Source organism: Hydrogenovibrio sp., from assembly GCF_965140365.1.
Lineage (GTDB): Bacteria > Pseudomonadota > Gammaproteobacteria > Thiomicrospirales > Thiomicrospiraceae > Hydrogenovibrio.
The window spans coordinates 844,869-868,634 of sequence record NZ_OZ223196.1 but is presented as its reverse complement, the minus strand read 5'-3'; the positions used below and the strand labels follow the sequence as shown (position 1 = coordinate 868,634).

Annotated in this window: 24 protein-coding genes, 1 tRNA gene and 1 pseudogene; 1 reads left to right on the top strand and 25 read right to left on the bottom strand. The window is 49.1% G+C overall.

Annotation, left to right across the window (positions count from 1 at the left end; genetic code table 11):
* Nucleotides 1-9 precede the first annotated feature (9 nt).
* From nuoH to rlmE, 16 genes are all read right to left on the bottom strand, one after another.
* Nucleotides 10-1,074, bottom strand: a complete 1,065-nt coding sequence (gene nuoH, locus AC0KH7_RS04115; RefSeq protein WP_029937672.1) for an NADH-quinone oxidoreductase subunit NuoH — start codon at nt 1,072-1,074, stop codon at nt 10-12.
* A 20-nt stretch (nt 1,075-1,094) separates the two neighbouring features.
* The gene (locus AC0KH7_RS04110; protein ID WP_472373782.1) at nt 1,095-1,526 is read right to left on the bottom strand and encodes a molybdopterin-dependent oxidoreductase; all 432 of its coding nucleotides are present in this window, start codon (nt 1,524-1,526) and stop codon (nt 1,095-1,097) included.
* 50 nt (nt 1,527-1,576) lie between these two features.
* Nucleotides 1,577-3,199 carry an NADH-quinone oxidoreductase subunit NuoG gene (nuoG, locus tag AC0KH7_RS04105; RefSeq protein WP_472370951.1) on the bottom strand — a complete coding sequence of 541 codons (1,623 nt, stop codon included), beginning with the start codon at nt 3,197-3,199 and terminating at the stop codon, nt 1,577-1,579.
* A 45-nt stretch (nt 3,200-3,244) separates the two neighbouring features.
* The gene (gene nuoF, locus AC0KH7_RS04100) at nt 3,245-4,525 is read right to left on the bottom strand and encodes an NADH-quinone oxidoreductase subunit NuoF (protein ID WP_068648084.1); all 1,281 of its coding nucleotides are present in this window, start codon (nt 4,523-4,525) and stop codon (nt 3,245-3,247) included.
* 5 nt (nt 4,526-4,530) lie between these two features.
* Nucleotides 4,531-5,025 (bottom strand): NADH-quinone oxidoreductase subunit NuoE, encoded by a 495-nt coding sequence (nuoE, locus tag AC0KH7_RS04095; protein WP_472370949.1) that lies wholly within the window; start codon nt 5,023-5,025, stop codon nt 4,531-4,533.
* Nucleotides 5,022-6,275 carry an NADH-quinone oxidoreductase subunit D gene (locus AC0KH7_RS04090; protein ID WP_128384616.1) on the bottom strand — a complete coding sequence of 418 codons (1,254 nt, stop codon included), beginning with the start codon at nt 6,273-6,275 and terminating at the stop codon, nt 5,022-5,024. The genes nuoE and AC0KH7_RS04090 overlap by 4 nt, the downstream gene beginning before the upstream one ends.
* 12 nt (nt 6,276-6,287) lie before the next feature.
* The gene (locus AC0KH7_RS04085) at nt 6,288-6,959 is read right to left on the bottom strand and encodes an NADH-quinone oxidoreductase subunit C (RefSeq protein ID WP_128384615.1); all 672 of its coding nucleotides are present in this window, start codon (nt 6,957-6,959) and stop codon (nt 6,288-6,290) included.
* Between the two features lie 24 nt (nt 6,960-6,983).
* The gene (locus AC0KH7_RS04080; RefSeq protein ID WP_029937666.1) at nt 6,984-7,460 is read right to left on the bottom strand and encodes a NuoB/complex I 20 kDa subunit family protein; all 477 of its coding nucleotides are present in this window, start codon (nt 7,458-7,460) and stop codon (nt 6,984-6,986) included.
* Nucleotides 7,451-7,807 (bottom strand): NADH-quinone oxidoreductase subunit A, encoded by a 357-nt coding sequence (locus AC0KH7_RS04075; RefSeq protein ID WP_029937665.1) that lies wholly within the window; start codon nt 7,805-7,807, stop codon nt 7,451-7,453. Before AC0KH7_RS04075 ends, AC0KH7_RS04080 begins: the two co-directional genes overlap by 10 nt.
* Nucleotides 7,808-7,908: 101 nt before the next feature.
* A tRNA-Leu gene (locus AC0KH7_RS04070) sits at nt 7,909-7,993 on the bottom strand.
* Between the two features lie 11 nt (nt 7,994-8,004).
* Nucleotides 8,005-8,322, bottom strand: coding sequence for a preprotein translocase subunit SecG (gene secG / locus AC0KH7_RS04065; protein WP_472370947.1), 318 nt, complete (start codon nt 8,320-8,322; stop codon nt 8,005-8,007).
* Between the two features lies 1 nt (nt 8,323).
* The gene (gene tpiA / locus AC0KH7_RS04060; protein WP_472370945.1) at nt 8,324-9,085 is read right to left on the bottom strand and encodes a triose-phosphate isomerase; all 762 of its coding nucleotides are present in this window, start codon (nt 9,083-9,085) and stop codon (nt 8,324-8,326) included.
* A gap of 71 nt (nt 9,086-9,156) precedes the next feature.
* Nucleotides 9,157-10,491 carry a phosphoglucosamine mutase gene (gene glmM / locus AC0KH7_RS04055; protein WP_472370943.1) on the bottom strand — a complete coding sequence of 445 codons (1,335 nt, stop codon included), beginning with the start codon at nt 10,489-10,491 and terminating at the stop codon, nt 9,157-9,159.
* 27 nt (nt 10,492-10,518) lie between these two features.
* Nucleotides 10,519-11,361, bottom strand: coding sequence for a dihydropteroate synthase (gene folP / locus AC0KH7_RS04050; RefSeq protein WP_472370941.1), 843 nt, complete (start codon nt 11,359-11,361; stop codon nt 10,519-10,521).
* Nucleotides 11,362-11,406: 45 nt separating this feature from the next.
* On the bottom strand, nt 11,407-13,371 hold the full coding sequence (ftsH, locus tag AC0KH7_RS04045) for an ATP-dependent zinc metalloprotease FtsH (protein ID WP_472370939.1): 1,965 nt from the start codon (nt 13,369-13,371) through the stop codon (nt 11,407-11,409).
* A 155-nt stretch (nt 13,372-13,526) separates the two neighbouring features.
* Complete coding sequence (gene rlmE, locus AC0KH7_RS04040; protein ID WP_472370937.1) at nt 13,527-14,147, bottom strand: 23S rRNA (uridine(2552)-2'-O)-methyltransferase RlmE; 621 nt, start codon at nt 14,145-14,147, stop codon at nt 13,527-13,529.
* 160 nt (nt 14,148-14,307) lie between these two features.
* Between rlmE and yhbY the strand changes: the two genes are divergently transcribed.
* Nucleotides 14,308-14,613 carry a ribosome assembly RNA-binding protein YhbY gene (gene yhbY / locus AC0KH7_RS04035; protein ID WP_472370935.1) on the top strand — a complete coding sequence of 102 codons (306 nt, stop codon included), beginning with the start codon at nt 14,308-14,310 and terminating at the stop codon, nt 14,611-14,613.
* Between the two features lie 30 nt (nt 14,614-14,643).
* Here yhbY and AC0KH7_RS04030 read toward each other — a convergent pair whose 3' ends face one another.
* From AC0KH7_RS04030 to truA, 9 genes and pseudogenes are all read right to left on the bottom strand, one after another.
* Nucleotides 14,644-15,825, bottom strand: a complete 1,182-nt coding sequence (locus tag AC0KH7_RS04030) for an O-succinylhomoserine sulfhydrylase (protein ID WP_472370933.1) — start codon at nt 15,823-15,825, stop codon at nt 14,644-14,646.
* Nucleotides 15,818-17,341 (bottom strand): amidophosphoribosyltransferase, encoded by a 1,524-nt coding sequence (gene purF / locus AC0KH7_RS04025; RefSeq protein ID WP_472370932.1) that lies wholly within the window; start codon nt 17,339-17,341, stop codon nt 15,818-15,820. Before purF ends, AC0KH7_RS04030 begins: the two co-directional genes overlap by 8 nt.
* A gap of 47 nt (nt 17,342-17,388) precedes the next feature.
* Nucleotides 17,389-18,015, bottom strand: a complete 627-nt coding sequence (locus tag AC0KH7_RS04020) for an SPOR domain-containing protein (RefSeq protein ID WP_472370930.1) — start codon at nt 18,013-18,015, stop codon at nt 17,389-17,391.
* Nucleotides 18,008-19,279, bottom strand: coding sequence for a bifunctional tetrahydrofolate synthase/dihydrofolate synthase (gene folC, locus AC0KH7_RS04015; RefSeq protein WP_472370928.1), 1,272 nt, complete (start codon nt 19,277-19,279; stop codon nt 18,008-18,010). Before folC ends, AC0KH7_RS04020 begins: the two co-directional genes overlap by 8 nt.
* A gap of 38 nt (nt 19,280-19,317) precedes the next feature.
* A complete protein-coding gene (accD, locus tag AC0KH7_RS04010; RefSeq protein WP_472370926.1) occupies nt 19,318-20,172 on the bottom strand; it encodes an acetyl-CoA carboxylase, carboxyltransferase subunit beta in 855 nt (284 codons plus the stop codon).
* A gap of 68 nt (nt 20,173-20,240) precedes the next feature.
* On the bottom strand, nt 20,241-21,059 hold the full coding sequence (gene trpA / locus AC0KH7_RS04005) for a tryptophan synthase subunit alpha (protein ID WP_472370924.1): 819 nt from the start codon (nt 21,057-21,059) through the stop codon (nt 20,241-20,243).
* 1 nt (nt 21,060) lies between these two features.
* Nucleotides 21,061-22,265, bottom strand: a pseudogene (gene trpB / locus AC0KH7_RS04000) (tryptophan synthase subunit beta).
* 63 nt (nt 22,266-22,328) lie between these two features.
* Nucleotides 22,329-22,967 (bottom strand): phosphoribosylanthranilate isomerase, encoded by a 639-nt coding sequence (locus tag AC0KH7_RS03995; RefSeq protein WP_472370922.1) that lies wholly within the window; start codon nt 22,965-22,967, stop codon nt 22,329-22,331.
* Nucleotides 22,968-22,971: 4 nt separating this feature from the next.
* Nucleotides 22,972-23,760, bottom strand: a complete 789-nt coding sequence (gene truA, locus AC0KH7_RS03990) for a tRNA pseudouridine(38-40) synthase TruA (protein WP_472370920.1) — start codon at nt 23,758-23,760, stop codon at nt 22,972-22,974.
* Nucleotides 23,761-23,766 lie beyond the last annotated feature (6 nt).

Genomic DNA, 23,766 nt, shown 5'->3' with positions numbered 1-23,766 from the left:
CGAACCTCTTTAATTGAACCACGGGCCAAATTTAAAATATTCCATCACGCCGACCACAAAGACCCAGACGATGGTGACCGGAATCAACACCTTCCAGCCCAAACGCATGATTTGGTCATAACGGTAACGCGGGAAAGTCGCACGGAACCAGAGGAATAAGAACAATAGGAAAGCCACTTTTGCAAACAGCCAGATAAAGCCTGGTACCCATGCAAAGGCCGCTTCCAAACCAGGAATGCCTTCAAACGGTGACAACCAGCCACCCATAAACATGATGGCGGTCATGAACGAAATCAAAATCATCATGGCATACTCAGCCAGGAAGAAAACGGCAAAGGCCATACCGGAATATTCAACGTGGAAACCGGCAACGATTTCAGACTCCCCTTCCGCCACATCGAATGGGGCACGGTTGGTCTCCGCCACACCGGAAATAAAATAAACAAAGAACATCGGTAGCAATGGAATCCAGTACCAGTGCCAGAAGCCACCTTGCTGACCATTCACGATCGCGGTCAAGTTCATGCTGTCAGCGACCATCAAAACCGTCACCAACGCGAAGCCCATCGCAATTTCATAAGAGATTTTTTGTGCCGAGGCACGCATCGCACCTAGGAACGCATACTTTGAGTTAGAGGCCCAGCCGGAAATGATTACCCCATACACGCCAATCGAGGCTACGGCCAAGACATACAACACACCGGCATTGATATCGGAGACAACGACACCATTGTCATCAAACGGAATCACCGCCCAGGCCGCCACAGCTGGCGCAATGGTCAAGATCGGCGCCACCACGAACAAATACAAGTTCGACTGGGACGGCATCACGATTTCTTTGAACATCAACTTCAAGGCATCGGCAATCGGCTGCAACCAGCCTTTTGGTCCAACACGGTTCGGCCCCATACGCACCTGCATGTAACCGATGACTTTACGTTCCGCAAACGTCAACCAGGCCACCGCCAGCATCACCGGCAAGATCACCGCCACGGCTTGCAGCAATAAGGTAATTAAAATGGCCAACCAGTCAAATAAAAAGGAAGAAAGCCAAGCTTGTAACGCATCAAACATATTATTTATACCCTCTACCTTTAATTTGCCACAGCCTGCGCATCCGGTGTCGCTTGCAAGGACGGCGAACGTCTCACCAGCGAATCCACTTGATACATTGAAAGCCATTGTGTGCCGATCAAATCCATGCTTTCCGGCATTTCAAACGTCATACCGGACAAGTCGAACGAACGCAGTTCGTCGGAAACCTCTGCAAACAGTTGATTGCTGTGGGTGTATTCAAAACCGTCCAAGTCTAACAGGTTGCCCAGTACTCGGATGATTTTCCAAGCCGCTTTCGCATCTCCTGCCGGCTCTACCGCCATTTTGAAAGATTGCTTCAACCCACAGGCATTGACAAAGGTGCCGGCGGTTTCCGCAAAAGAAGCGATTGGCAACATAACGTCCGCATATTCACGCTGAACGTCGCTGTCGAATAGGGTTAAATTAATCACACATTCCGCTTGCTGCATTGCTTTCAATGCACGAGCACCGTCTTGAATATCTTTTTCAGGTTCAACGTTTAATTAATGAAACAATTCATGTTTTCAGACAGAATATCATTGGTATTCAAACCGGATTTCGGCACAAAACCGGCCATGTGTGCGCCCACTTCATTGGCAGACATCGGCAATACATTTAAAGTTGCGCCAGTTGCATCTGCAATTAAGCTGGCCAATTTAACTAGCTTGGCGTAATGCGTATCCATCTGGGCGATTTGCCCGACCATAATGGCCGTTTTGCGACCGTCTTTCAGGCGTTGAGCCGCTTGACGATGCGCATCGCTCACTTCAATGGTTTTTGACCAGGCCTGGTCCTTTTCACCATTCAGTTCCAATACGGCTTTTGCTAAAGCGGCCAGTTCATTAACCAGGTTTTCGGCCGCGAACTCATCCGAAAGATCGTAGTTGAAATCAAATTTCACTGGGTTGACCGAAACCACTTGCGCGCCATTCAAAGCCGCTTTGCGAACACGGTGATTCAGCATCGGTAATTCTTTACGCAAATACGTGCCGATCAACAACACCGAATCCAAGCCTTCGACAGCTTCGAAATCGTGGTTTAATTTCGGAGCGGCAATTCCGCCAAAAGAATCCATCTCGAAGTCGACTTGACGCAAACGATGCTCCAAGTTTTCAACCCCCAAACCACGGAACAATTTTTGTGCAATGTGCAATTCTTCCAAAGTCGCATTCGGAGAAGCAAACATGGCCATTTTCGAAGCATCTGTCTGGGCGTAATGTTTCAGTTTGTCCGCCACGAACGCCAAAGCGGTTTCCCAGTCAACGACTTTCCACTGACCTTTTTCTTTGATCATTGGCGATTTTAGGCGGTCATCGGCATTCAAGGCTTCATAAGAGAAACGGTCTCGATCCGAAAGCCACACCTCATTGATGCTTTCATTTTCGTCCGGTACCACACGCTTCACTTCATCATTTTTAGAGTGCAGGATAATGTTAGAACCGATGCTGTCATGCGGCGCAATCCCTTTATGGGATTTCAATTCCCACGGACGAGCGGAATAACGGAAAGGTTTCGACGTCAAGGCACCGACCGGACACAAATCAATCATATTTCCGGACATTTCGGAAGTAACGGAACGCTCAATATAAGTCCCAATTTCCATCCATTCGCTTCGACCGGTGGCCCCCAGTTCCATCATCCCAGCCACTTCCTGACCGAAACGGACACAGCGGGTACAGTGAATGCAGCGCGTCATATCCGTATGAATCAAAGAGCCGATGTTCTTGTCACCCAAAATACGCTTGGCTTCTGTGTATTTGGACACGTCATCGCCATACTCCATCGCGACGTCTTGCAACTCACATTCGCCACCTTGGTCACAAATCGGGCAGTCCAATGGGTGGTTGATCAACAGAAATTCCATAACGGATTTTTGTGCCGTCAACGCTTTGGCCGATTTCGTTTGTACTTTCATCCCGTCGGTGACCGGAGTCGCACAAGCCGGTAACGCTTTGGGCGCACCTTCTACGTCAACCAAACACATCCGGCAGTTTGCCGCGATTGATAGTTTTTTGTGATAACAAAAACGCGGAATCGAAATTTGAGCGTCATCCGCGACATCAATCAGCATGTCGCCTTCATGAGCTTCAACCACTTGTCCGTTAATCTCAATCTTTACCATAATTTCAAACCTAAATTTATTGGGGTATGCGTCGACAGTAATTCATTATTGTCTGTCGAAAATACTGCAACCGTGCTCAATGTAATGACGGAATTCATGTTCAAAGTGCTGCAGGAAGCTGGTAACCGGAATCGTCGCAGCATCCCCCAAACCACAAATCACACGCCCCATAATTTTGCCCGAAACGTCTTTGAGCAATTCCAAGTCTTCCGGACGGCCTTTTCCTTGACGGATGCGGTGTACCACACGATACATCCAGCCCGTTCCTTCACGACACGGCGTACATTGGCCGCAAGACTCTTCGTAATAGAACCAAGTCAAGCGCTCCAACGCTTTGACCATATCGGTATGATCGTCCATTACCACCACAGAACCGGCCCCTAAAAAAGACCCGGCTTTGGCAATGGAATCGTAATCCATATTCATTTCCAACGCTTTTTCGGCAGGCAGAACGGCCGTTGAAGAACCGCCCGGAATCAAGGCTTTAAACTGACGCCCTTTCCAAATACCGCCAGCGGCGTCCAACAAATCTTTAAACGGTGTGCCCATGCGAATTTCAAAGTTACCCGGTTTTTCGACATGACCGGATACCGCGAAACATTTGGTACCGCCAGCGTTTTGCACACCCAAGTCAGAGAACCACTCACCGCCTTTCGCTAGAATCATAGGAATCGAAGCCAAGGTTTCCGTGTTATTGATGGTGGTTGGCTTGCCATAAAGCCCGTAACTGGCTGGGAACGGCGGTTTGAAACGTGGTTGCCCTTTCTTACCTTCGATGGACTCGACCAAGGCCGTTTCTTCACCACAGATATAGGCCCCGGCACCCAAATGGGTATAGAGGTCAAAATCAAAACCGGACCCCAAAATATTTTTACCTAACAAACCGGCTTCACGCGCTTGATTGATGGCGTTATCGAACCGTTTGTACGGTTCCCAAAACTCACCGCGAATGTAATTGTAACCAGCACAGGCACCAATCACGTAACCGGCGATCATCATCCCTTCCACTAATTGGTGGGGGTTATAACGCAAAATGTCGCGGTCTTTAAATGTGCCTGGCTCCCCTTCATCCGAATTACACAAAATGTATTTCGGTCCGGGCGCCGCACGATTCATAAAGCTCCACTTTAAACCGGTTGGGAAACCGGCCCCACCGCGCCCACGGATATTGGAGGTTTTCACCTCATCGATAATCTCTTGCGGCGAAATTTCGCCTGCCAGCACTTTTTTCCAGATTTCATAACCGCCGTTGGCAATATAGGTTTCAATATCCCAAGGCGTGTCTAGATGATTCAAGCGGTAGCAACATTCATTTAACGGAATCATTTTCACTACTCCAAGCCATCTAAAATTTCATCAACGGATGCTTCGGTCAGGTTTTCATAATATTCCTTACCGATCATCATCATTGGAGCCCCGCCACATGCGCCCAGGCACTCCACTTTTTTGATGGTAAACTTGCCGTCGTCCGTTACTTCACCGACACCCACGCCAAGTTTGTTTTCCAAATGTTCTAGAATTTCATCGCTGCCGCGCAGCATACAGGAAATATTGGTACACAAACAAATCTTATGCTTGCCGACCGGTTCATGTTCATACATGGAATAGAAGGTGGCCACCTCATAGACCGCGATCGGTGTCATATCCAAATAATCCGCCACCTGATCCATCAGTTCGGTTGTCAAATGACCACCGTTCACCTCTTGGACGATACGCAAAGCCGGCATGACCGCCGATTGCTTCTGATCAGCCGGATAATGTGACACCCAACGGTCGATGCGCGCTTTCACGTCGCCTTGAATGATGTTTTCATTCACTGAACTCATCGGTCAATCTCCCCAAATACGATATCTTGTGTCCCTATAATGGCTACGACATCCGCAATCATATGCCCTTTTGCCATTTCATCCAGAGCGGCCAGATGCGGGAAGCCAGGCGCTCTGACTTTCAAGCGGTAAGGCTTGTTGGCGCCATCCGAAACCATGTAAATACCAAATTCACCTTTTGGGTGTTCAACCGCGGCATAGGCCTCTCCTTCCGGAACAGAATACCCTTCCGTAAAGAGTTTAAAGTGATGGATAAGCGCCTCCATGCTTGACTTGGCGTCTTCACGAGAAGGCGGCGTCACTTTATGATCCTCAGAAATGACCGGGCCTGGGTTTTCTTTCAGCCATTTCACACATTGTTTGATAATTTTATTGGATTCACGCATCTCCGCGACACGTACCAAGTAGCGGTCATAACAATCACCGGTTTGTCCGACAGGGATATCGAAATCCAACTTATCGTAGACTTCATACGGTTGTTTCTTACGCAAATCCCATGCAATGCCCGAGCCTCTCAACATCGGGCCAGTAAAGCCCAACTGCATCGCGCGCTCTGGCGATACAATACCGATATCCACCGTTCTTTGCTTCCAGATTCGGTTATCGGTCAACAGGGTTTCATATTCGTCAACATACCCTGGAAAGCGCTCTGTAAAAGCTTCAATAAAGTCCAGCAACGAACCTTCGCGTGTTTCGTTCAGCTGATCTAATTTTTTACCGGAATGCCATTCGGATTCCTCGTATTTCGCCATGGTATCCGGCAAATCACGATAGACGCCACCTGGACGATAATAAGTGGCGTGCATCCGCGCACCGGAAACGGCTTCATAACAATCCATTAAGTCTTCGCGTTCACGGAAAGCGTACAAAAAGACCGTCATGGCGCCGATATCCAGAGCATGCGCTCCCAGCCACATCAAGTGATTCAAAATACGGGTAATTTCATCGAACATCACGCGAATGTACTGCGCGCGTTCCGGCACGTCCAAGTCGAGCATTTTTTCAATCGCCATGACATAGGCGTGCTCGTTCGACATCATGGAAACATAATCCAGACGATCCATATAACCGATGGAGTGGTTATAAGGTTTATACTCCGCCAATTTTTCCGTTCCACGATGCAACAGCCCAATATGCGGATCAGAGCGGACAATCGTTTCGCCGTCCAACTCCAAAACCAAACGCAACACGCCGTGTGCAGATGGATGCTGAGGACCGAAGTTAAGGGTATAGTTACGAATTTCAGACATAATTAGCTCTACTTATCCATTAGGTTCGGCATCATTACGAATCACGCGCGGTACATTCACGCGGTTCTCAATCGTAACAGGCTCATAAACAACTCGTGCTTTCTCAGCGTCGTAGCGCATTTCAACATGCCCCGTCAACGGGAAATCTTTACGCAACGGATGCCCCACGAAACCGTAATCGGTCAAAATACGTCTCAAGTCCGGGTGACCGCTAAACAAAATCCCGAACAAATCAAACGCTTCACGTTCATACCAATCGGCACAATTCCAGATCGAAACCACTGAATCCACGACCGGCATCTTCGAATCTTCCGGAAACACTTTCACTCTTAAGCGAAGGTTATGCTCGACAGACAATAAGTGATAGACGACGGCAAACCGTCTTGGCAAATCAACATTGTCATCGGACTCATCTTCTGCAAAATCAAAAACACCACGACTAAAGCCGGCTTTCGTCGCTTTGCGGGTTTCCCAAGTTACATCACCATATGCCAAGTAATCCACACCGCAAATGTCGATCAATAACTCAAAACCCAAATCCGTTTTCAGCTTTTCAAATGCTTTGAGCGCCTGAGAAGGGGCCAGTTCAACCGTCAATTCATCCAAGGCGATTTCTGAAGCGACCACGGCATCCGCCAAGGCCGTTTGAACGTTTGTTTGTAAATCCAATACCGATTGTTTCATAAAACTTTCCCGTTCTGTTTCAGACTAGCGCGCAATCGTGTTCGTGCGTTTAATTTTATTTTGCAGCTGAATAATGCCGTATAACAAAGCTTCAGCCGTTGGAGGGCAGCCCGGCACATAAATATCTACCGGAACAATACGGTCACAACCACGCACAACGGAATAGGAATAATGATAGTACCCTCCGCCGTTAGCACAGGATCCCATCGAAATCACCCAACGCGGCTCGGCCATTTGGTCATAGACTTTACGCAAAGCTGGCGCCATTTTATTGACCAAGGTTCCCGCAACGATCATCACGTCCGATTGGCGAGGGCTTGGGCGAAAAATAATGCCAAAACGGTCCAAGTCGTAACGTGCCGCACCGGCATGCATCATCTCCACGGCACAGCAAGCCAAGCCAAACGTCATCGGCCATAAAGACCCCGTACGGGCCCAGTTAATGAGCTTATCTGCAGAAGTGGTGACTACCCCTTCCTTTAAAACGCCTTCTATTCCCATTCCAGCGCTCCTTTTTTCCATTCATAGATAAAGCCAACGACCAGCAACGACAGGAAAGCGGCCATGGCCATTAAGCCAAAGGTCCCCACCTCTTCCAGCGCGATCGCCCACGGAAACAGGAAAGCAATTTCCAAGTCAAAAATAATGAACAGAATCGCGACCAGATAAAAGCGGACATCGAATTTCATCCGAGAGTCTTCAAAGGCTTCGAAGCCACACTCATAAGGCGACAGTTTTTCTGGATCGGGCTTTCTAGGGCCCAAAATATAGCCCATTACAATAGGCCCGACACCAAACAGAATGCCCAATACGACAAAAACGAGAATGGGTAAATAATTTTCTAGCATAGGTTTTAAGCCCCTCTAGTTCAAAATGCACCGCTACATTTTGATTTCCGCTGATGAATTCAGCTTGTATCGTTATTAGCGCATCCTGCGCTCGTTAATCATGGTGCCGATGGCCGGACTTGAACCGGCACGGCTTACGCCACTACCCCCTCAAGATAGCGTGTCTACCAATTCCACCACATCGGCAAATTCTTTTATCAGTTCGGTACGACCGGTTCTTCCGGCGACGTATCCGCTTTTTCTTCAACAACAGGCTTTTGCACAACACTTTGATAGCCCTTAGCTTGCTGAGCGCCCAAGTACGCCAGAGTTAAACTGGTGATAAAAAACACCACCGCAACAACGGACGTCACTTTGAGCATAAAACTATTGGAGCCACTGCTGCCAAACACGGACTGAGAAGATCCGCCACCAAAGTTGGCACCGGCATCGGCTCCTTTCCCCTGCTGTAGCAACACCAGCACAATCAAAACAAATGCAATCACCAAATGGACTGCCAAAATAATTTGAAACATATTACTGTTCTCCTGCCGCACGACAAATGGCGATAAAATCGTCGGCGTTCAAAGAAGCACCGCCAATCAAACCGCCATCAATATCCGGCTGACTAAATAACTCGGCCGCATTGTCAGGTTTGACACTGCCACCGTATTGAATAATAACTTTCTCCGCAACCGTCGAATCTTTGGATGCCAATAGCCCACGAATAAAGGCATGCACTTCTTGCGCCTGAGCGGCGGAGGCGGTTTTTCCGGTTCCAATCGCCCAAACCGGTTCATACGCAATCACAACTTTATCAAAGGCGGCGATGCCGACCATATCAATAACGGCATTCAACTGAGTTGAAATAACACTTTCCAATTGACCGGACTCGCGCTCTTCAAGGGTTTCACCCACACACAAAATGGGGGTCAAATTCATGTCCAAAGCCGTTTTAACCTTATCGGCAATCTCCGCATCGGTTTCACCATAAATGGCTCGGCGCTCCGAATGCCCCAAAATCACATAATCACACCCTAGGTCTTTCAACATCGCAGCGGACGTTTCCCCTGTATAAGCGCCGCTAACGGGTTCCACCGCGATATTCTGCCCGCCCATGGCAATATTACTTGCCACTAAGCAATTTTTTGTATAGTCTAAATACACCGCAGGTGGACAAACGGCAACCGATACATTCCCGACTGATTCTGCCTGAGCATTCAAACCGGTCACAAGTGTTTTGATTGAGGCCTTATCCCCGTGCATTTTCCAATTCCCAGCAACGAATAACTGTCTCATCCCGTTTAGTCTCCGACACAAAATTCCGCCTATATTAGCGGTTTCTTTTTCAAAAAACAATCTTGACAATCTTAACAAAATTCTGTTTCAACGGCCTGTACAAGGCTTGAAACTTCGCTTTCCACTAAGGTCAAATCTTCCCCTTCTACCATTACCCGGATCAAGGGTTCCGTTCCAGATGCGCGAATCAAAACACGCCCCTTTCCGGCCATTCTTTTTTCCGATGCCTCAACAGCGGCATTCAACGCCTCATTCCCCTCTAGGTTTGCGACGCCATCTATACGAACATTCTTGAGAATTTGCGGATATTTTTTCATACCTCGCTTCAAATCCTGCAATTTTTGGCCAGACTCAACCAAAATCGCAACCACTTGCAGAGCCGCTACAATACCGTCTCCCGTCGATGCTTTATTCAGACACAAAACATGGCCGGATGGTTCCGCACCTAAAGACCACCCGTTTTCCACTAAGGCTGACATGACATAACGATCCCCAACAGCAGTTCTGAGCAACTCGATCCCTTTTTCTTTTAAAGCATTTTCCAGCCCTAGGTTGGTCATTAAGGTGCCAACCACCCCTTCGACCGGAAACTTGGATCCAGCGGCGAGAATATAGAGAATTTCATCACCATCGACAACCTCGCCTTCTCCATCCACCATCATGACGCGGTCGCCGTCGCCGTCAAACGCAATGCCGAAATCGGCTTTCTCCAAAAGCACTCGCGCTTGAAGCTGCTCTAAGTCGGTCGCACCGCAATTCTCATTGATGTTGATACCATCCGGCTCGGCCCCGATGGTAATCACTTCCGCTCCTAACTCCCGAAATACGGATGGCGCTATGTGATAGGTCGCTCCGTTGGCGCAATCCAGCACAACCTTATAACCGTCAAGTTTCTGAAAACTGTCGTAGGTGCTTTTACAAAATTCGATATAACGACCTGCCGCGTCATCAACCCGTTTAGCACGCCCCAATTTGGATGATGAACAAATGGACAATTCTTCTTCAAAAGCCGCTTCAACATTGCATTCCATCTCATCGGAAATTTTCTTGCCCTTTCCGGAAAAAAACTTAATGCCGTTATCATAATGCGGATTATGCGACGCACTGATCACAATCCCCGCATCCGCATGAAACGTTTGTGTCAAGTAAGCAATCGCCGGCGTCGGCATTGGTCCCAGCAACAACACATCTATTCCCGCAGAAATAAAGCCGGCTTCTAATGCGGATTCAAACATATAGCCTGAGATACGAGTGTCCTTACCAATCATAACCTTGGTCCCACCCTGCTCTTTAAGCACCTTCCCCGTTGCCCAGCCAAGCTTCAGAATCTGATCGGGACGAATCAACCCTTTTCCGACTTGATTACGAATCCCGTCCGTACCGAAATATTTCTTTTCTCTTGCCATCTATTTAAAACCCAACATCTCTTATTTTTACAACAACGCCATGGTCACTTTCAGAGCTTGTACCGTTTCGGTCACATCATGCACCCGGACAATCTTAGCCCCTTTCAGCGCGGCCAATGACGCCGCCGCGACACTGCCAATCATGCGCTCACCAACCGGTACATCGCCAAGCAATTCACCAATCATTCGCTTACGCGATACGCCGACCAAGACTGGGTATTGTAATTCAGAAAACATCTCAAGTCGCTCAAACAACTCAACATTATGCGTCAAGGTCTTGCCAAAACCGAACCCTGGGTCCAATACAATCGCTTCACGCTTCACGCCATGCTGGACAGCCTCATCGGCCTTGGCGGCCAAATACTTAAACACTTCATTGAACACGCCATTCTCATATACCGGATTCGCCTGCATATTTTTGGGCGTTCCCTTCTTATGCATCAGGCACACCGCCACCCCTGAGTCGGCGACCAAATCCAGCGCACCATCCGACTCCAAAGCATTGATATCATTAATCATATCTACCTTCAAAGACAGAGATTCTTTCATAACCTGCGGCTTATAGGTGTCAACTGAGACATACGCCTCGCAGTGACTCTTGACCAATTCGATGGCCGGTAACACCCGATCCAACTCTTCCTGTTGCGACACTTCCGGCGCACCAGGCCTGGTCGATTCTCCGCCAATATCAATGATATCCACTCCAGCCGCAACCATGGAGTCGACCTGGCGCAAAATGGCCTCTTTCGACACGAATTGACCGCCATCAGAGAACGAATCCGGGGTCACATTTAAAATACCCATCACCAACGGCATTTCCAAACCGGGATCATGCATTTTTTCAATCAGCGTCACGTGCTTTATCTCCATAAAAAAAACCCCATAAAGGGGTTTTTCTAAACATTCCAGATGGAATCAATGTAATTTTGGCTCGCCGCCTTCAACCGAATCATCCGAGGATAAATCGGTTTTAGCATTATTTTCCGGCGCTTCAGCCTCATCACTTAACACCGGTGTCGAAGACGAATCATCGCCACCGGAGGAACCTTGCTGCCAATCTTTCGGTTCACCCGGTTCCTTGCCTTCCATCAGATTTTTGATCTGATCCGAATCAATGGTTTCATATTGCATCAAGGCATCCGCCATGGCATGCAGCACATCGTTTTTATCCGTCAAAATCTGCTCAGCACGCTGATAGTTTCGGTCAATCAGGTTACGAATCTCGATATCAATCTCTTTAGAGATTTCGCCGGATACATTCGCGTTACGCGACGACCCCATTAAAGAACCGTTATCCTCTTCTTCGTACATCAAAGGCCCCAGCTTGTCGGATAGCCCCCATTTGGTCACCATATTTCGAGCAATCTGAGTGGCACGCATAATGTCATTACTGGCACCGGTCGTGACCGCATCCGCTCCAAAAATCATTTCTTCGGCAATGCGTCCACCGTACAAGCTCGACAACTGACTTTCCAGCTTACGTTTGCTGTAACTGTAAGAATCTTCTTCCGGCAAATACATGGTCACACCCAGTGCTCGTCCACGGGGCATAATACTGACTTTATAAACCGGATCATGTTCTGGCACCAAATACCCGACAATGGCGTGCCCGGCTTCATGGTAAGCCGTGAGTTTTTTCTCTTCCTCACTCATCACCATGCTCTTACGCTCAACCCCCATCAGGATTTTGTCTTTGGCTTTTTCGAAATGCCCTTGGGTCACCAGGCGATCATTGTTACGAGCTGCAAACAGAGCGGCCTCATTCACCAGGTTCGCTAAATCCGCTCCCGAAAAACCAGGGGTTCCACGTGCAATCAAGGCTGGCTTCACATCATCCGACAAAGGTACCTTGCGCATATGCACTTTCAAAATCTGCTCTCGTCCTCGCACATCCGGCAATCCAACCGTCACCTGACGGTCAAAACGCCCCGGACGCAACAACGCGGGATCTAATACATCGGCACGGTTAGTGGCGGCGATTACAATCACCCCTTCATTGCCCTCAAAACCGTCCATTTCCACCAACATCTGGTTCAAGGTTTGCTCGCGCTCATCGTTTCCACCGCCCATGCCGGCCCCACGACTACGCCCCACCGCATCGATTTCATCAATAAAAATAATGCACGGGGAATGCGCTTTGGCTTGTTCGAACATATCACGCACACGAGACGCGCCCACCCCGACGAACATTTCCACAAAGTCCGAACCGGAGATACTGAAGAATGGTACTTTCGCTTCACCAGCAATGGCTTTCGCCAACAAGGTTTTACCTGTCCCCGGCGGCCCTACCATTAAAACGCCTCGCGGAATATTACCGCCTAAATTTTGATATTTTTCCGGATCGCGCAAAAAGTCGACGATTTCCCCAACTTCTTCTTTGGCTTCATCGGCACCGGCCACATCTTCCAAAGTCACTTTAACCTGGTCGTCTGTCAGCATACGCGCCTTACTTTTACCAAATGACATTGGGCCGCCCTTTCCACCCATTCCACCACTCATGGAACGCATAAAGAAAATCCAGATGGCAATCAACAACAACATCGGGAACCAGGAAATAAAAATCTGCATCAACAAACTTTGTTTTTCTGGTGGACGTGCGGTCACTTTGACATTATTGTTCAACAAATCGCCCATCAAACCGGCATCGCCTGGGTTATAGGTAGTAAAAGCCTTTCCGTCGGTGAAGACACCATGAATCGTTCCGCCTTCAATCGAAACTTGGCTGACCGAACCACCACGTACCTGATCGATAAAATCCGAATACGCTAACTGAGAGCTGCTACCCATCAATTTTTGACCGCTGAAATGGTTAAAAATGGACAGCATCACCGTGGCCACCACTGTCCAAATCAAAATATTTTTCAACATATCATTTTTCATAATCCACCTTCGGAATCACTCGCTTTCGCTATTTTTTGACTGTTATATAGGCGTCACTTTACCACAAAACACCATAAATATTCTTTATAGATGCTTAAGCACCCCATTGTTTTTTTACATCATGATAATTGTTTTTAACCATCATAATTGTCGACTTAAGACTTCTTGCCTTTCGCCAGTACGTAAATCTCTTTACTTCGTGGTCTAGACGCCTTCGGCTTACGCGTTAAGACTTTCTGATATTGCTGCCTCAGGTTGTTTAAAAGCTGGTCATACCCTTCACCCTGAAAGACCTTCATCAGCAAATCGCCGTTAGGCTTCAAAACCTGTTCAGCCAAATCCACACACAACTCCACCAGATACATCGCACGCGGGATATCGACACCTTTATTGCCGGTCATATTCGGAGCCATATCCGACATGACCAAATCGACTTCCCGGCCATCCAGCGCATCTAACAAGGCTTGATAAACATCATCTTCTTGAAAATCACCCTGAATAAACGTCACGCCGGCAAAGGGTTCCACCGGTAGAATATCTAGAGCAAACACCCGTCCCTGATCTCCGACTTTATGGGTCGTCCATTGCGACCAACCGCCCGGTGCCGCGCCTAAGTCGATGACGGTCATTCCTTTTTGAAACAGCCGATCTTTTTCATCGATTTCCTGCAATTTATAAATTGCTCGGGAACGCCAACCTTCCTGCTTGGCTTTGTTTACATAGTAATCGTCAAAATGTTCTTTCAGCCAGCCAGCGCTGGATTTACTTCTTGCCATCGTGTTTTACTACTTTTTCCGCTAGAATATCACTTCACCGAAACCAACCGTTACGTTAAAGGGCTTTCGGCAAAACACAACTTCGTTGCTGTTATCGTCAAACCGACATAAGTTATCCATGTCGATTTGATACTTCATAATAATATGTTTTGGAAATTCAATGTCACAGACCAAAAAACTTTCAAATAACCAAAAACGATTTCTTAAAGGGATTGCGCACGGCTTGAACCCGATCATTATGATCGGAGCCAACGGCTTAACAGACAACCTGATGCAAGAACTGGAAAACGCCCTATCGCATCACGAGTTGTTAAAAATCAAAATGGCGTCGGCGGAAAGAGCCGATCGGAAAGACATCATCGATTACATCGTGCAACAAACCGGTGCCGAACTAGTTCAATCCATCGGTAAAACCGTTGTGATTTTCCGCCAAAATGAAGAATCGGAACTTCAACTACCGAAATAATCTTTCTTCAGCTTGCTTTAACGGTCTCCGTTAAAGCAACGCCTCCAAGCCTCGATTCAAATCCGCTCGAATATCCTCAAAACTTTCTAAACCAACCGACACCCGCAATAAATTTTCACTGATCCCACAGGCCAAACGCTCTTCCGACTCCACACGACAATGCGTGGTGGTGGCAGGATGAGTAATACTGGTTTTGACATCGCCCAGATTAGCGGTAATCGATATCATTTGTGTGGCATCCACCACCCGCCAGGCTTCCTCTCGTCCGCCCACAACCCGAAAAGACAATAATCCGCCCGGTCCTTTTTGCTGTTTCGCCACCAAATCATGCTGAGGGTGTGACGCCAGGCCTGGATAAAACACCGATTCCACCGCTGGATGGGACTGTAACCATTCCGCCAAGCGCAATGCGCGCTCGCAATGTGCATCCATGCGTAGCTTCAAGGTTTCCAGGCCTTTGAGAAAGACCCAGGCATTGAACGGACTCATCGACGGCCCTGCCGTGCGAATCACGCCTCGAATATGTTCTTCAATCAAGGCTTCAGACCCCACAACCGCGCCACCGATCATACGACCTTGTCCATCCAAGAACTTTGTCGCGGAATGCACCACTAAATCGGCCCCCAACGTCAAAGGCGTTTGCAGCGCCGGCGTGCAAAAACAGTTATCGACAATTAAAAGCGCTTCATTCCCATGCGCCAAGTCCGCCAGGGCCGTCAAATCGGCCACTTCGGTCAAAGGATTGGAAGGGGTTTCTAAGAATAACGCTTTGGTCTTTGGCGTAATGGCCTTTTGCCATGCGTCCAACTCCGTCAAAGGCACATAAGTAATGTCAATACCGAACTTTTTCAGGTAACGATCGAACAGCGCTTTGGTCGTACCGAATACGCTTCTCGATGAAACGATGTGATCGCCGGATTCCAGTAATCCTAAAAACGTCGATAAAATAGCGGCCATACCAGAAGCGGTGCCCACACAGCTTTCACCCTGCTCCAACGCGGCTAAGCGCTTTTCAAAAGCGCGCACCGTAGGGTTGGTGAAGCGGGAATACACATTCCCCGCTTCATTTCCGGCAAAGCGGTCAGCGGCCTGCTGAGCGGAGTGATAACGAAAACTGGAGGTCGGAAAAATCGCTTCGGAGTTTTCTTGTTCCTGTGTCTGATCATACCCATAACGGATGGCCAGCGTTTCCAAATCATAATCATCAGTCATCAGAAGCATCACCATTATAAATGCCGACCGGCTCCTGACCGACACGTTTCTGAGAGGTTTGCGCCGAATCGTTTCGGTTTTGGTCCAGTGATTCAAGATACTCCGGCGTGATATCCCCGGTGACATAGCAGCCACTGAAACAGGAAGTGTCAAACTCTTTAATCGATTTATTCCCCTGCCAGACGGCTTCGATCAAATCGTCCAGATCTTGGTAGAACAAACGATCCGCCCCAATGTAATCGGCGATTTCTTTAATATCTCGCCCATTCGCCACCAATTCGGACGCACTTGGCATATCGATACCGTATACATACGGATAACGTACAGCCGGTGCCGCAGACGCGAAATAAACCTTTTTAGCGCCCGCTTCGCGGGCCATTTGCACGATTTCGCCCGACGTCGTGCCACGAACAATAGAGTCGTCAACCAATAGAATATTTTTCCCTTCAAACTCCAAAGGGACGGCATTTAATTTTTGGCGCACGGATTTTTTACGCAAGGTCTGCCCCGGCATGATAAAAGTTCGCCCGATATAACGATTCTTAATAAACCCTTCTCGATAAGGCTTACCGAGCATATCCGCCAACTGCAAGGCCGAGGTCCGGCTGGTGTCTGGAATCGGCATCACCACATCGATGTCATTTTCTGGCCAATCACGCAAAATCTGTTCGGCCAATTTTTCCCCCATTCGCAAGCGCGATTTATACACCGAAATATCATCGATCATCGAATCGGGACGCGCAAAATAGACAAACTCGAAAATACACGGACTGTATTGCGGGTTGTCAGCACACTGCTTAAACTGAATACTCCCCGCCTCACTCACCACAACAGCTTCACCCGGCTCCAAGTCTTTCAACAACTCAAAGCCGGCGGCATCCAGCGCCACACTTTCCGAAGCCACCATGTAATCCGTACCCGCAGACATTTTACGCTGCCCAACCACAATCGGGCGCAATGCAAACGGGTCCCGAAAACCAAACAACCCCACACTCGGAATCACCCCCACAGCCGCATACCCGCCACGGGCGCGCTTATGCACTCGGGAAATAGCACTGAAAATATCTTCCGCATCCACAAATAACTTTTTCTGCTGCATCAATTCATGGGCAAACACATTCAGCAATACTTCGGAATCGGAGTTCGTGTTTAAGTGACGCAAGTCCTGCTCATACAGTTCCTTGCCGAGCTGTTCGGCATTGGTTAAATTGCCGTTGTGCCCCATGGCAATCCCGTAGGGCGAGTTGACATAAAAAGGTTGAGCTTCAGCACCAGACGAACTCCCAGCCGTTGGGTAACGTACGTGTCCAATCCCCATATTGCCGTTTAGGTCGCGCATATGCCGCGTTCGAAAAACATCTTTCACCATCCCGTTATCTTTACGCTGATACAACCGGCCTTCTTGGCAGGTAACAATACCGGCCGCGTCTTGTCCGCGATGCTGCAATACCGTCAAGGCATCATAGATTTCTTGATTAACAGGAGTGTTTGATACGATTCCGACGATCCCGCACATGGTGAGTTTTCTCCGATTATATAGCCCAATTCGACACGCTTAAACGGCTAGGGCGTCCGTTTAAATTTAACCAGTTGCGACTGTATTCTTAACAGTCTGTCCAAACGTTTTTGATCTTTTTCCGCCAGCTTTTTCGAGGTATAAGGCCCCACTCTGACAGAATAATAATTACTTTTTGGGAAATACTTTATAAAGGCTTCATAATCATATTTCAATCGTTCTTGAAGCACTTCCGCCATCTCTTTTTTTCGGTATGCGACCAGGCGAATAATCCATTCCGACTTACCTCCGTCCGCCTCACTGGCTTTCTGTTCAGCCTGAGTCGCCGGCGCTTCCCCCTGTGTTGCCTCCGAAGCGCTTTGCGGAGGAGCTGTCTGGGATTTCTCTTCACTTTCAGCCGAATCGGCCACCTTCTGGCTTGCCGCTGGCGCATTCACCTCGACCCGAGACGTCTCATCATTGTTTCCCGGCAATAAAAACGGTTTTTCAATCAAAAGGGTTTTCGGCTCAGACGCGCTCGTTTCGTTTTGCGCGGCCGGATCAAAATTCACCGGATTGCTATACCAAATCGGCACAATAATGACCAGCAAGCCCAGCCACACAAAGGCACCCGTCAAACGATATTTAGATACCTGAAAATCGGAAAGTTCCTGATTGTCGATTGGATCAGTCATGGTTCAAACAGGCCAACGCTTGTGAAACGGTGAAAAAAGACCCCCAAACCAATATGCGTGCTAAGGGGCCGTTACGATGAGCGGCAACCGCTTCCGAAATATCCGAGTATTCTACTATATTATTGGCCGAAACGCCCGCACGAAGCAAAAGCGCTTTGAGGTTTTCCAGCGACATCGCACGCGGAACCGCCAAGTCCGCAACGGCCCATTTTTTCACAAAAGGCGCCACGGCTTGAGCCATCGGCAAAGCGTCTTTATCGGCCAATACCGAGAAAATCGCCATATCCATCATCGGTTGCGTGTCCAGAAAGCGCGCCAATTCCATCGCGGCCTGGGGATTGTGCGCCACATCCACCAACCAATGCAGCCCCCCTTCCTGAATGGACTGCAAGCGTCCAGCATGCGTGACGGCTTTCAACCCTTGATGAATGGCCGCTTCCGGCACAGGCAAACGGGTTTGCAATTGTTCAATCAATGCCAGTACCCCGGACGCATTTTGTAACTGAAAACGGCCCTTCAACGCAGGCAACGGCAAAGCGCACTGCACAGTGCCCTGCAAGCTAAACGACCAGGCCTGGTCATTTTCAATGTAACCGAAATCCCGCCCCAACAATTGCAACGGCACCTGATGTTGTTGGGCATAATCCAATAGCGTTGCCGGCACATCGGCATCGGAACAGACACTGGGGCGCCCGGAACGCATGATACCGGCTTTTTCCACCGCTATCTGATCGCGATCCGACCCTAACCAATCCTGATGATCGACATCAATGGCCGTAATCAAGCTGGCGTCAGCATCCACTAGATTGACCGCATCCAAACGGCCTCCCAGACCGACTTCCAATATCACCACATCCAATGTCTGCTTTGAAAATAGCCATAAGGCCGCCAAAGTTGAAAACTCAAAATACGTCAGTTTGATTTGCCCACGGGCGGTTTCAATCGCATTAAAAGCATTTACAATTTGTGTATCGGTCGCTTCGCGACCATCCAAAAGAATGCGCTCGTTAAATCGCAGTAGATGCGGAGAGGTAAACACACCGGTTCGAAGCCCGGCGGCTTGGTAGATGGCGTTCAACATCGCCACACTGGAACCTTTACCATTGGTCCCTGCTACAGAAATGACCGTGGAGGCCATAGGGATCAACCCCATGATTTCAGCAACGGATTTCACGCGCTCGATACCGAGGTCAATTTCCTCGGCATGAAGAGACACCAGCCAATCGATCCATGTTTGAAGGCTGGAGTGTGAGGTCGGTTTCACAACTTAAACAGTCATCATGCCACAAAACAACCGTGGCATTACGCCGGCTTTTTCAAAAGCATACGACACACTGAGGCCAGTTCGGCGCTCAATTGATGTCGATGAATAATCATATCGATGGCACCGTGTTCCAATAAAAATTCACTGCGCTGGAAACCTTCCGGTAGCTTTTCTCGCACCGTTTGCTCGATGACTCGCGGCCCGGCAAACCCGATCAAGGCTTTGGGTTCGGCCACATTCAAATCGCCCAACATCGCAAAACTGGCCGAAACCCCTCCCATGGTCGGGTCTGTCAAGACGGAAATAAACGGTAAATTCTGCTCACGCAATTTTCCTAACGCCGCACTGGTCTTGGCCATTTGCATCAAAGAGAACAAGGCCTCCTGCATGCGGGCACCACCACTGGCTGAGAACACAATCAACGGGCAGCGCCGTTCAATGGCTTCATTCACCGCTCGTACGAATTTTTCACCCATCACAGAGCCCATGGACCCGCCCATGAATTTAAATTCAAAAGCACCAGCCACCACTTCCAAGCCCTGAATTTCACCCACCATGGTCACGAATGAATCTTTTTCTCCGGTAGCTTTTTGCGCTTGCGCAATACGAGATTTATACGGCTTCAAGTCCTTGAATTTCAACGCATCGACCGGCGAAATATTCGCCGAGATTTCAACCGCCGTTCCATCATCCAAAAAGGATTCCAAACGCTGACGCCCACCCAAACGCATATGGTGATCACACTTCGGGCACACTTCCTGATTGCGTTTGACTTCAGAACGATACAAGGTGCTTTCGCATTTCGGGCACTTGGTCCATAGCCCTTCCGGAACGTTTTTCTTACGTTCCGTCACTTGCTTGATACTCGGTAAAATCTTTTCAAACCAACTCATGATGTTCTCCAAACGACCTTTATTTTCTCAATGGCCTGTTACATATTTTGTCTGTTTATTTCAGGCAGTTATTCGCTGTCTGCTCGCGCAATCGCCTGTTTGAATTCGCGCATTTTATCACTCAATACCTGTTCAATCACAGATAATTGTTGACCGGCATTTTGCTCAACCAAACTCACCAAAGCCGAACCGACAATAATGGCATCACCCAGCTTTGCCATTTGATAAGCGGTTTCACCGTCACGAATCCCAAAGCCGATCGCCACCGGCATCGCCGTTTTTTGACGAAGGTGCCCGACATGCTGCGCCACATCGGATGCATCCAAGGCTTTTGAACCGGTCACACCTTTCAGAGAAACATAATAAACAAAACCGCTGCCCATTTCGTTCACCGCATTCAGGCGGCCATCCGGCGTGGTTGGCGATACTAGGAAGATTCGGTTTAGGGTTTCATCCTGCAAAGCGCTTAAGTAGCCATTGGTTTCTTCCGGCGGCATATCCACCGTCAAGACACCGTCCACACCGGCCTCTTTTGCATGCTTGGCAAACGTTTCCACACCCATGGCTTCGATTGGATTCAAATAGCCCATCAAAATAATCGGCGTTTGGGTATCGGTTTTACGAAACTCTGCTACATAACGAAAAACATCTTTTATACTGACCTGATACGCCAGCGCGCGTTCCACCGCTTTTTGAATGACCGGACCATCCGCCATGGGATCGGAAAACGGCACGCCCAATTCCAACATATCGGCGCCCTGCTCGACCAGCGAATGCATTAAGGCTACGGTCATGTCCGGATGCGGATCACCAGCGGTGATATAAGGGATTAAAGCGGTCTTGCCTTGTTCTTTCAAGGCCGCCAATGTTGTATCAATTCGATTCATTTTAAAACTCAAACCCCTCTATCTTCGCGATGGTGTTCATATCTTTATCGCCACGGCCGGACAAATTCACAACAATGGTCTGATCCGGGCGCATGGTCGGTGCCAATTTGGTGGCATACGCCAGTGCATGGCTGGATTCCAACGCCGGGATAATGCCCTCATAGCGCGTCAAATCACGGAAACCTTGTAAGGCTTCGTCATCGTTAATCGCCACGTAATCAACACGCCCAATATCTTTCAACCAGGAATGTTCCGGCCCAACGCCGGGATAATCCAAACCGGCGGAAATGGAATGGGTCCCCATAATTTGGCCGTTTTCATCTTCCATCAAATAAGTGCGATTGCCGTGTAATACGCCCGGTTTGCCTTTACACAAAGGCGCAGCGTGTTCATTAGACTCCAAACCGTGCCCACCGGCTTCAACACCATAAATTTTAACCGACTCATCCGGCAGAAAATCATAGAACAAACCGATCGCATTGGAGCCACCGCCCACACAAGCGATGAGCGCGTCCGGTAAGCGACCTTCTTTTTCTAAATGTTGCTGTTTGGCTTCACGCCCGATGATCGCCTGAAAATCGCGTACCATCGCCGGATACGGGTGCGGCCCGGCCACAGTACCGATAATGTAAAAGGTATCGTCCACATTCGTGACCCAGTCACGCATGGCCTCGTTCAAAGCATCTTTCAAGGTGCGCGTGCCGGACTCCACCGATACCACTTCCGCACCCAGCATTTTCATGCGCGCCACATTCGGTGCCTGACGCACCACATCATCCGCGCCCATATACACTACACATTCCAGACCGAGCCGTGCTGCTACAGTGGCACTGGCCACACCATGCTGCCCGGCACCGGTTTCGGCGATGATACGGGTTTTGCCAAGGCGTTTCGCCAACAAGGCCTGACCAATGGTGTTGTTAATTTTATGCGCACCGGTGTGATTTAAGTCTTCGCGCTTGAGATAAATTTTCGCCCCGCCCAATGATTCGGACCATCGTTCAGCATAATAAAGCGGGCTTGGACGCCCGACATAATCCTGAAAGTCTTTGCTCAACTCGGCCAAAAATGCCGAGTCATTTTCAGACTTTCATACTGTTTATTCAAATCCTCTAACGCCGCCATTAAGGTTTCCGGCGCAAAGATGCCACCATAGATACCGAAATGTCCTTTTGAATCAGGATATTGCGAATAATCAATACTCATGCTTGAACTCACTTTTCATATAAATACTTACGTTTGAGACCTTGGTACCCAACAGTCTCATTTTCACTTTGGTTCGGATGCATTCACCGCATCCACAAATGCTTGAATCTGTGCCTTCGACTTTTTCCCCGGACTGGCTTCCACTCCGCCGCTGACATCCACCGCCCAAGGCTGAACGGTTTGAACCGCCTGCCTGACGTTCTGCGCTGTCAGCCCGCCGGCTAGAATAACCGGCAAACAGGTTTCATCTCGTTTCGAGGGCGCCACCCAATCCCAGTTAAAGGCTTCGCCGGTTCCTCCTGGCACACCTTTTACATAAGTGTCGAGCAACAAGGCCTGAGCCGACGCATAACGCTGAGATAACATGGCCAAGTCGGTATCCTGTTGCATGCGCACCGCTTTGATGTACGGCCGTTCAAACTGCTCGCAAAACGCGGCCGTTTCATCCCCGTGAAACTGCAGTAAATCAATTTTCAAACGCTGAACCACGCTTTTCACCAGGTCTGGCTCGGGGTTGACGAACAAGGCCGTCGTGGTCACAAAGGCCGGAAGGGTTTTAACAATTGACCAGGCCTGGTCAATTTCAACATGACGCGGGCTGGACGGGTAGAATACAAACCCCAGCGCGTCCGCCCCGGCTTCTGATGCCGCCAACGCATCGGCTGGACGCGTAATCCCACAAATTTTAATGCGCGTTCGCATTACATCACCCTTGCCATAACAATTCATTCAATTCGACCTGCGGAAGCGCCACCTCTTCCGGGTAAAAGGCATTCACAAAATACAGGCCATCGGCTGGCGCAGTCATCCCCGCCTGAGTACGGTCCTGTTTCGCTAGCAAATCCATTACCCAGGTCACCGGTTTTTCCCCGCGGCCAACTTCCAACAAGGTGCCGACGATATTGCGCACCATGTGGTGTAAAAACGCATTGGCTCGAATATCGACAAACACAAAATCGCCGCGCCGCGACACCGCTATCCACTGCACTTCTCGGCGTGCGTGCGCTGCTTGGCAACCCGCCGCTCGGAAAGAAGAAAAATCCTGTTCGCCGATGAGCGTTTGCGCCGCCTGATGCATTTTCTTTTCATCCAGCGGCCAGCTTTCCCAGGCCACACGATGCGCCAAAATGGCCGAATGCACGGAACGATTGAAAATCACATAACGATATTGACGCGCTACCGCCGAGAAGCGGGCATGAAAGTCATCCGGCATGGGCTTTGCCCATATGACTCGGATATCACGTGGGAGCTTGGTATTCGCCCCTTGCACCCAGGCTTTATCGGGACGCTCCGCCGTGGTCACAAAATGCGCGACTTGCCCAATGGCATGCACACCTGTGTCGGTTCGGCCAGCGCAATTCAACTCGATGGGTTCGTTGGCAATCTCCGACAAGGCCCCTTCCAAATACTGCTGCACCGACTCACAATGACGTTGTCGCTGCCAGCCACAATAGGCCGAACCTTGATATTCAATACCAATTGCCAATAACGCCATTACAGA

Bases quoted from the DNA above. Each gene is read 5' to 3' on its own strand.
- nuoH (WP_029937672.1), bottom strand. From the start codon at position 1,074: ATGTTTGATGCGTTACAAGCTTGGCTTTCTTCCTTTTTATTTGACTGG.
- AC0KH7_RS04110 (WP_472373782.1), bottom strand. From the start codon at position 1,526: ATGCAGCAAGCGGAATGTGTGATTAATTTAACCCTATTCGACAGCGAC.
- nuoG (WP_472370951.1), bottom strand. From the start codon at position 3,199: ATGGTAAAGATTGAGATTAACGGACAAGTGGTTGAAGCTCATGAAGGC.
- nuoF (WP_068648084.1), bottom strand. From the start codon at position 4,525: ATGATTCCGTTAAATGAATGTTGCTACCGCTTGAATCATCTAGACACG.
- nuoE (WP_472370949.1), bottom strand. From the start codon at position 5,025: ATGAGTTCAGTGAATGAAAACATCATTCAAGGCGACGTGAAAGCGCGC.
- AC0KH7_RS04090 (WP_128384616.1), bottom strand. From the start codon at position 6,275: ATGTCTGAAATTCGTAACTATACCCTTAACTTCGGTCCTCAGCATCCA.
- AC0KH7_RS04085 (WP_128384615.1), bottom strand. From the start codon at position 6,959: ATGAAACAATCGGTATTGGATTTACAAACAAACGTTCAAACGGCCTTG.
- AC0KH7_RS04080 (WP_029937666.1), bottom strand. From the start codon at position 7,460: ATGGGAATAGAAGGCGTTTTAAAGGAAGGGGTAGTCACCACTTCTGCA.
- AC0KH7_RS04075 (WP_029937665.1), bottom strand. From the start codon at position 7,807: ATGCTAGAAAATTATTTACCCATTCTCGTTTTTGTCGTATTGGGCATT.
- secG (WP_472370947.1), bottom strand. From the start codon at position 8,322: ATGTTTCAAATTATTTTGGCAGTCCATTTGGTGATTGCATTTGTTTTG.
- tpiA (WP_472370945.1), bottom strand. From the start codon at position 9,085: ATGAGACAGTTATTCGTTGCTGGGAATTGGAAAATGCACGGGGATAAG.
- glmM (WP_472370943.1), bottom strand. From the start codon at position 10,491: ATGGCAAGAGAAAAGAAATATTTCGGTACGGACGGGATTCGTAATCAA.
- folP (WP_472370941.1), bottom strand. From the start codon at position 11,361: ATGGAGATAAAGCACGTGACGCTGATTGAAAAAATGCATGATCCCGGT.
- ftsH (WP_472370939.1), bottom strand. From the start codon at position 13,371: ATGAAAAATGATATGTTGAAAAATATTTTGATTTGGACAGTGGTGGCC.
- rlmE (WP_472370937.1), bottom strand. From the start codon at position 14,147: ATGGCAAGAAGTAAATCCAGCGCTGGCTGGCTGAAAGAACATTTTGAC.
- yhbY (WP_472370935.1), top strand. From the start codon at position 14,308: ATGTCACAGACCAAAAAACTTTCAAATAACCAAAAACGATTTCTTAAA.
- AC0KH7_RS04030 (WP_472370933.1), bottom strand. From the start codon at position 15,825: ATGACTGATGATTATGATTTGGAAACGCTGGCCATCCGTTATGGGTAT.
- purF (WP_472370932.1), bottom strand. From the start codon at position 17,341: ATGTGCGGGATCGTCGGAATCGTATCAAACACTCCTGTTAATCAAGAA.
- AC0KH7_RS04020 (WP_472370930.1), bottom strand. From the start codon at position 18,015: ATGACTGATCCAATCGACAATCAGGAACTTTCCGATTTTCAGGTATCT.
- accD (WP_472370926.1), bottom strand. From the start codon at position 20,172: ATGAGTTGGTTTGAAAAGATTTTACCGAGTATCAAGCAAGTGACGGAA.
- trpA (WP_472370924.1), bottom strand. From the start codon at position 21,059: ATGAATCGAATTGATACAACATTGGCGGCCTTGAAAGAACAAGGCAAG.
- AC0KH7_RS03995 (WP_472370922.1), bottom strand. From the start codon at position 22,967: ATGCGAACGCGCATTAAAATTTGTGGGATTACGCGTCCAGCCGATGCG.
- truA (WP_472370920.1), bottom strand. From the start codon at position 23,760: ATGGCGTTATTGGCAATTGGTATTGAATATCAAGGTTCGGCCTATTGT.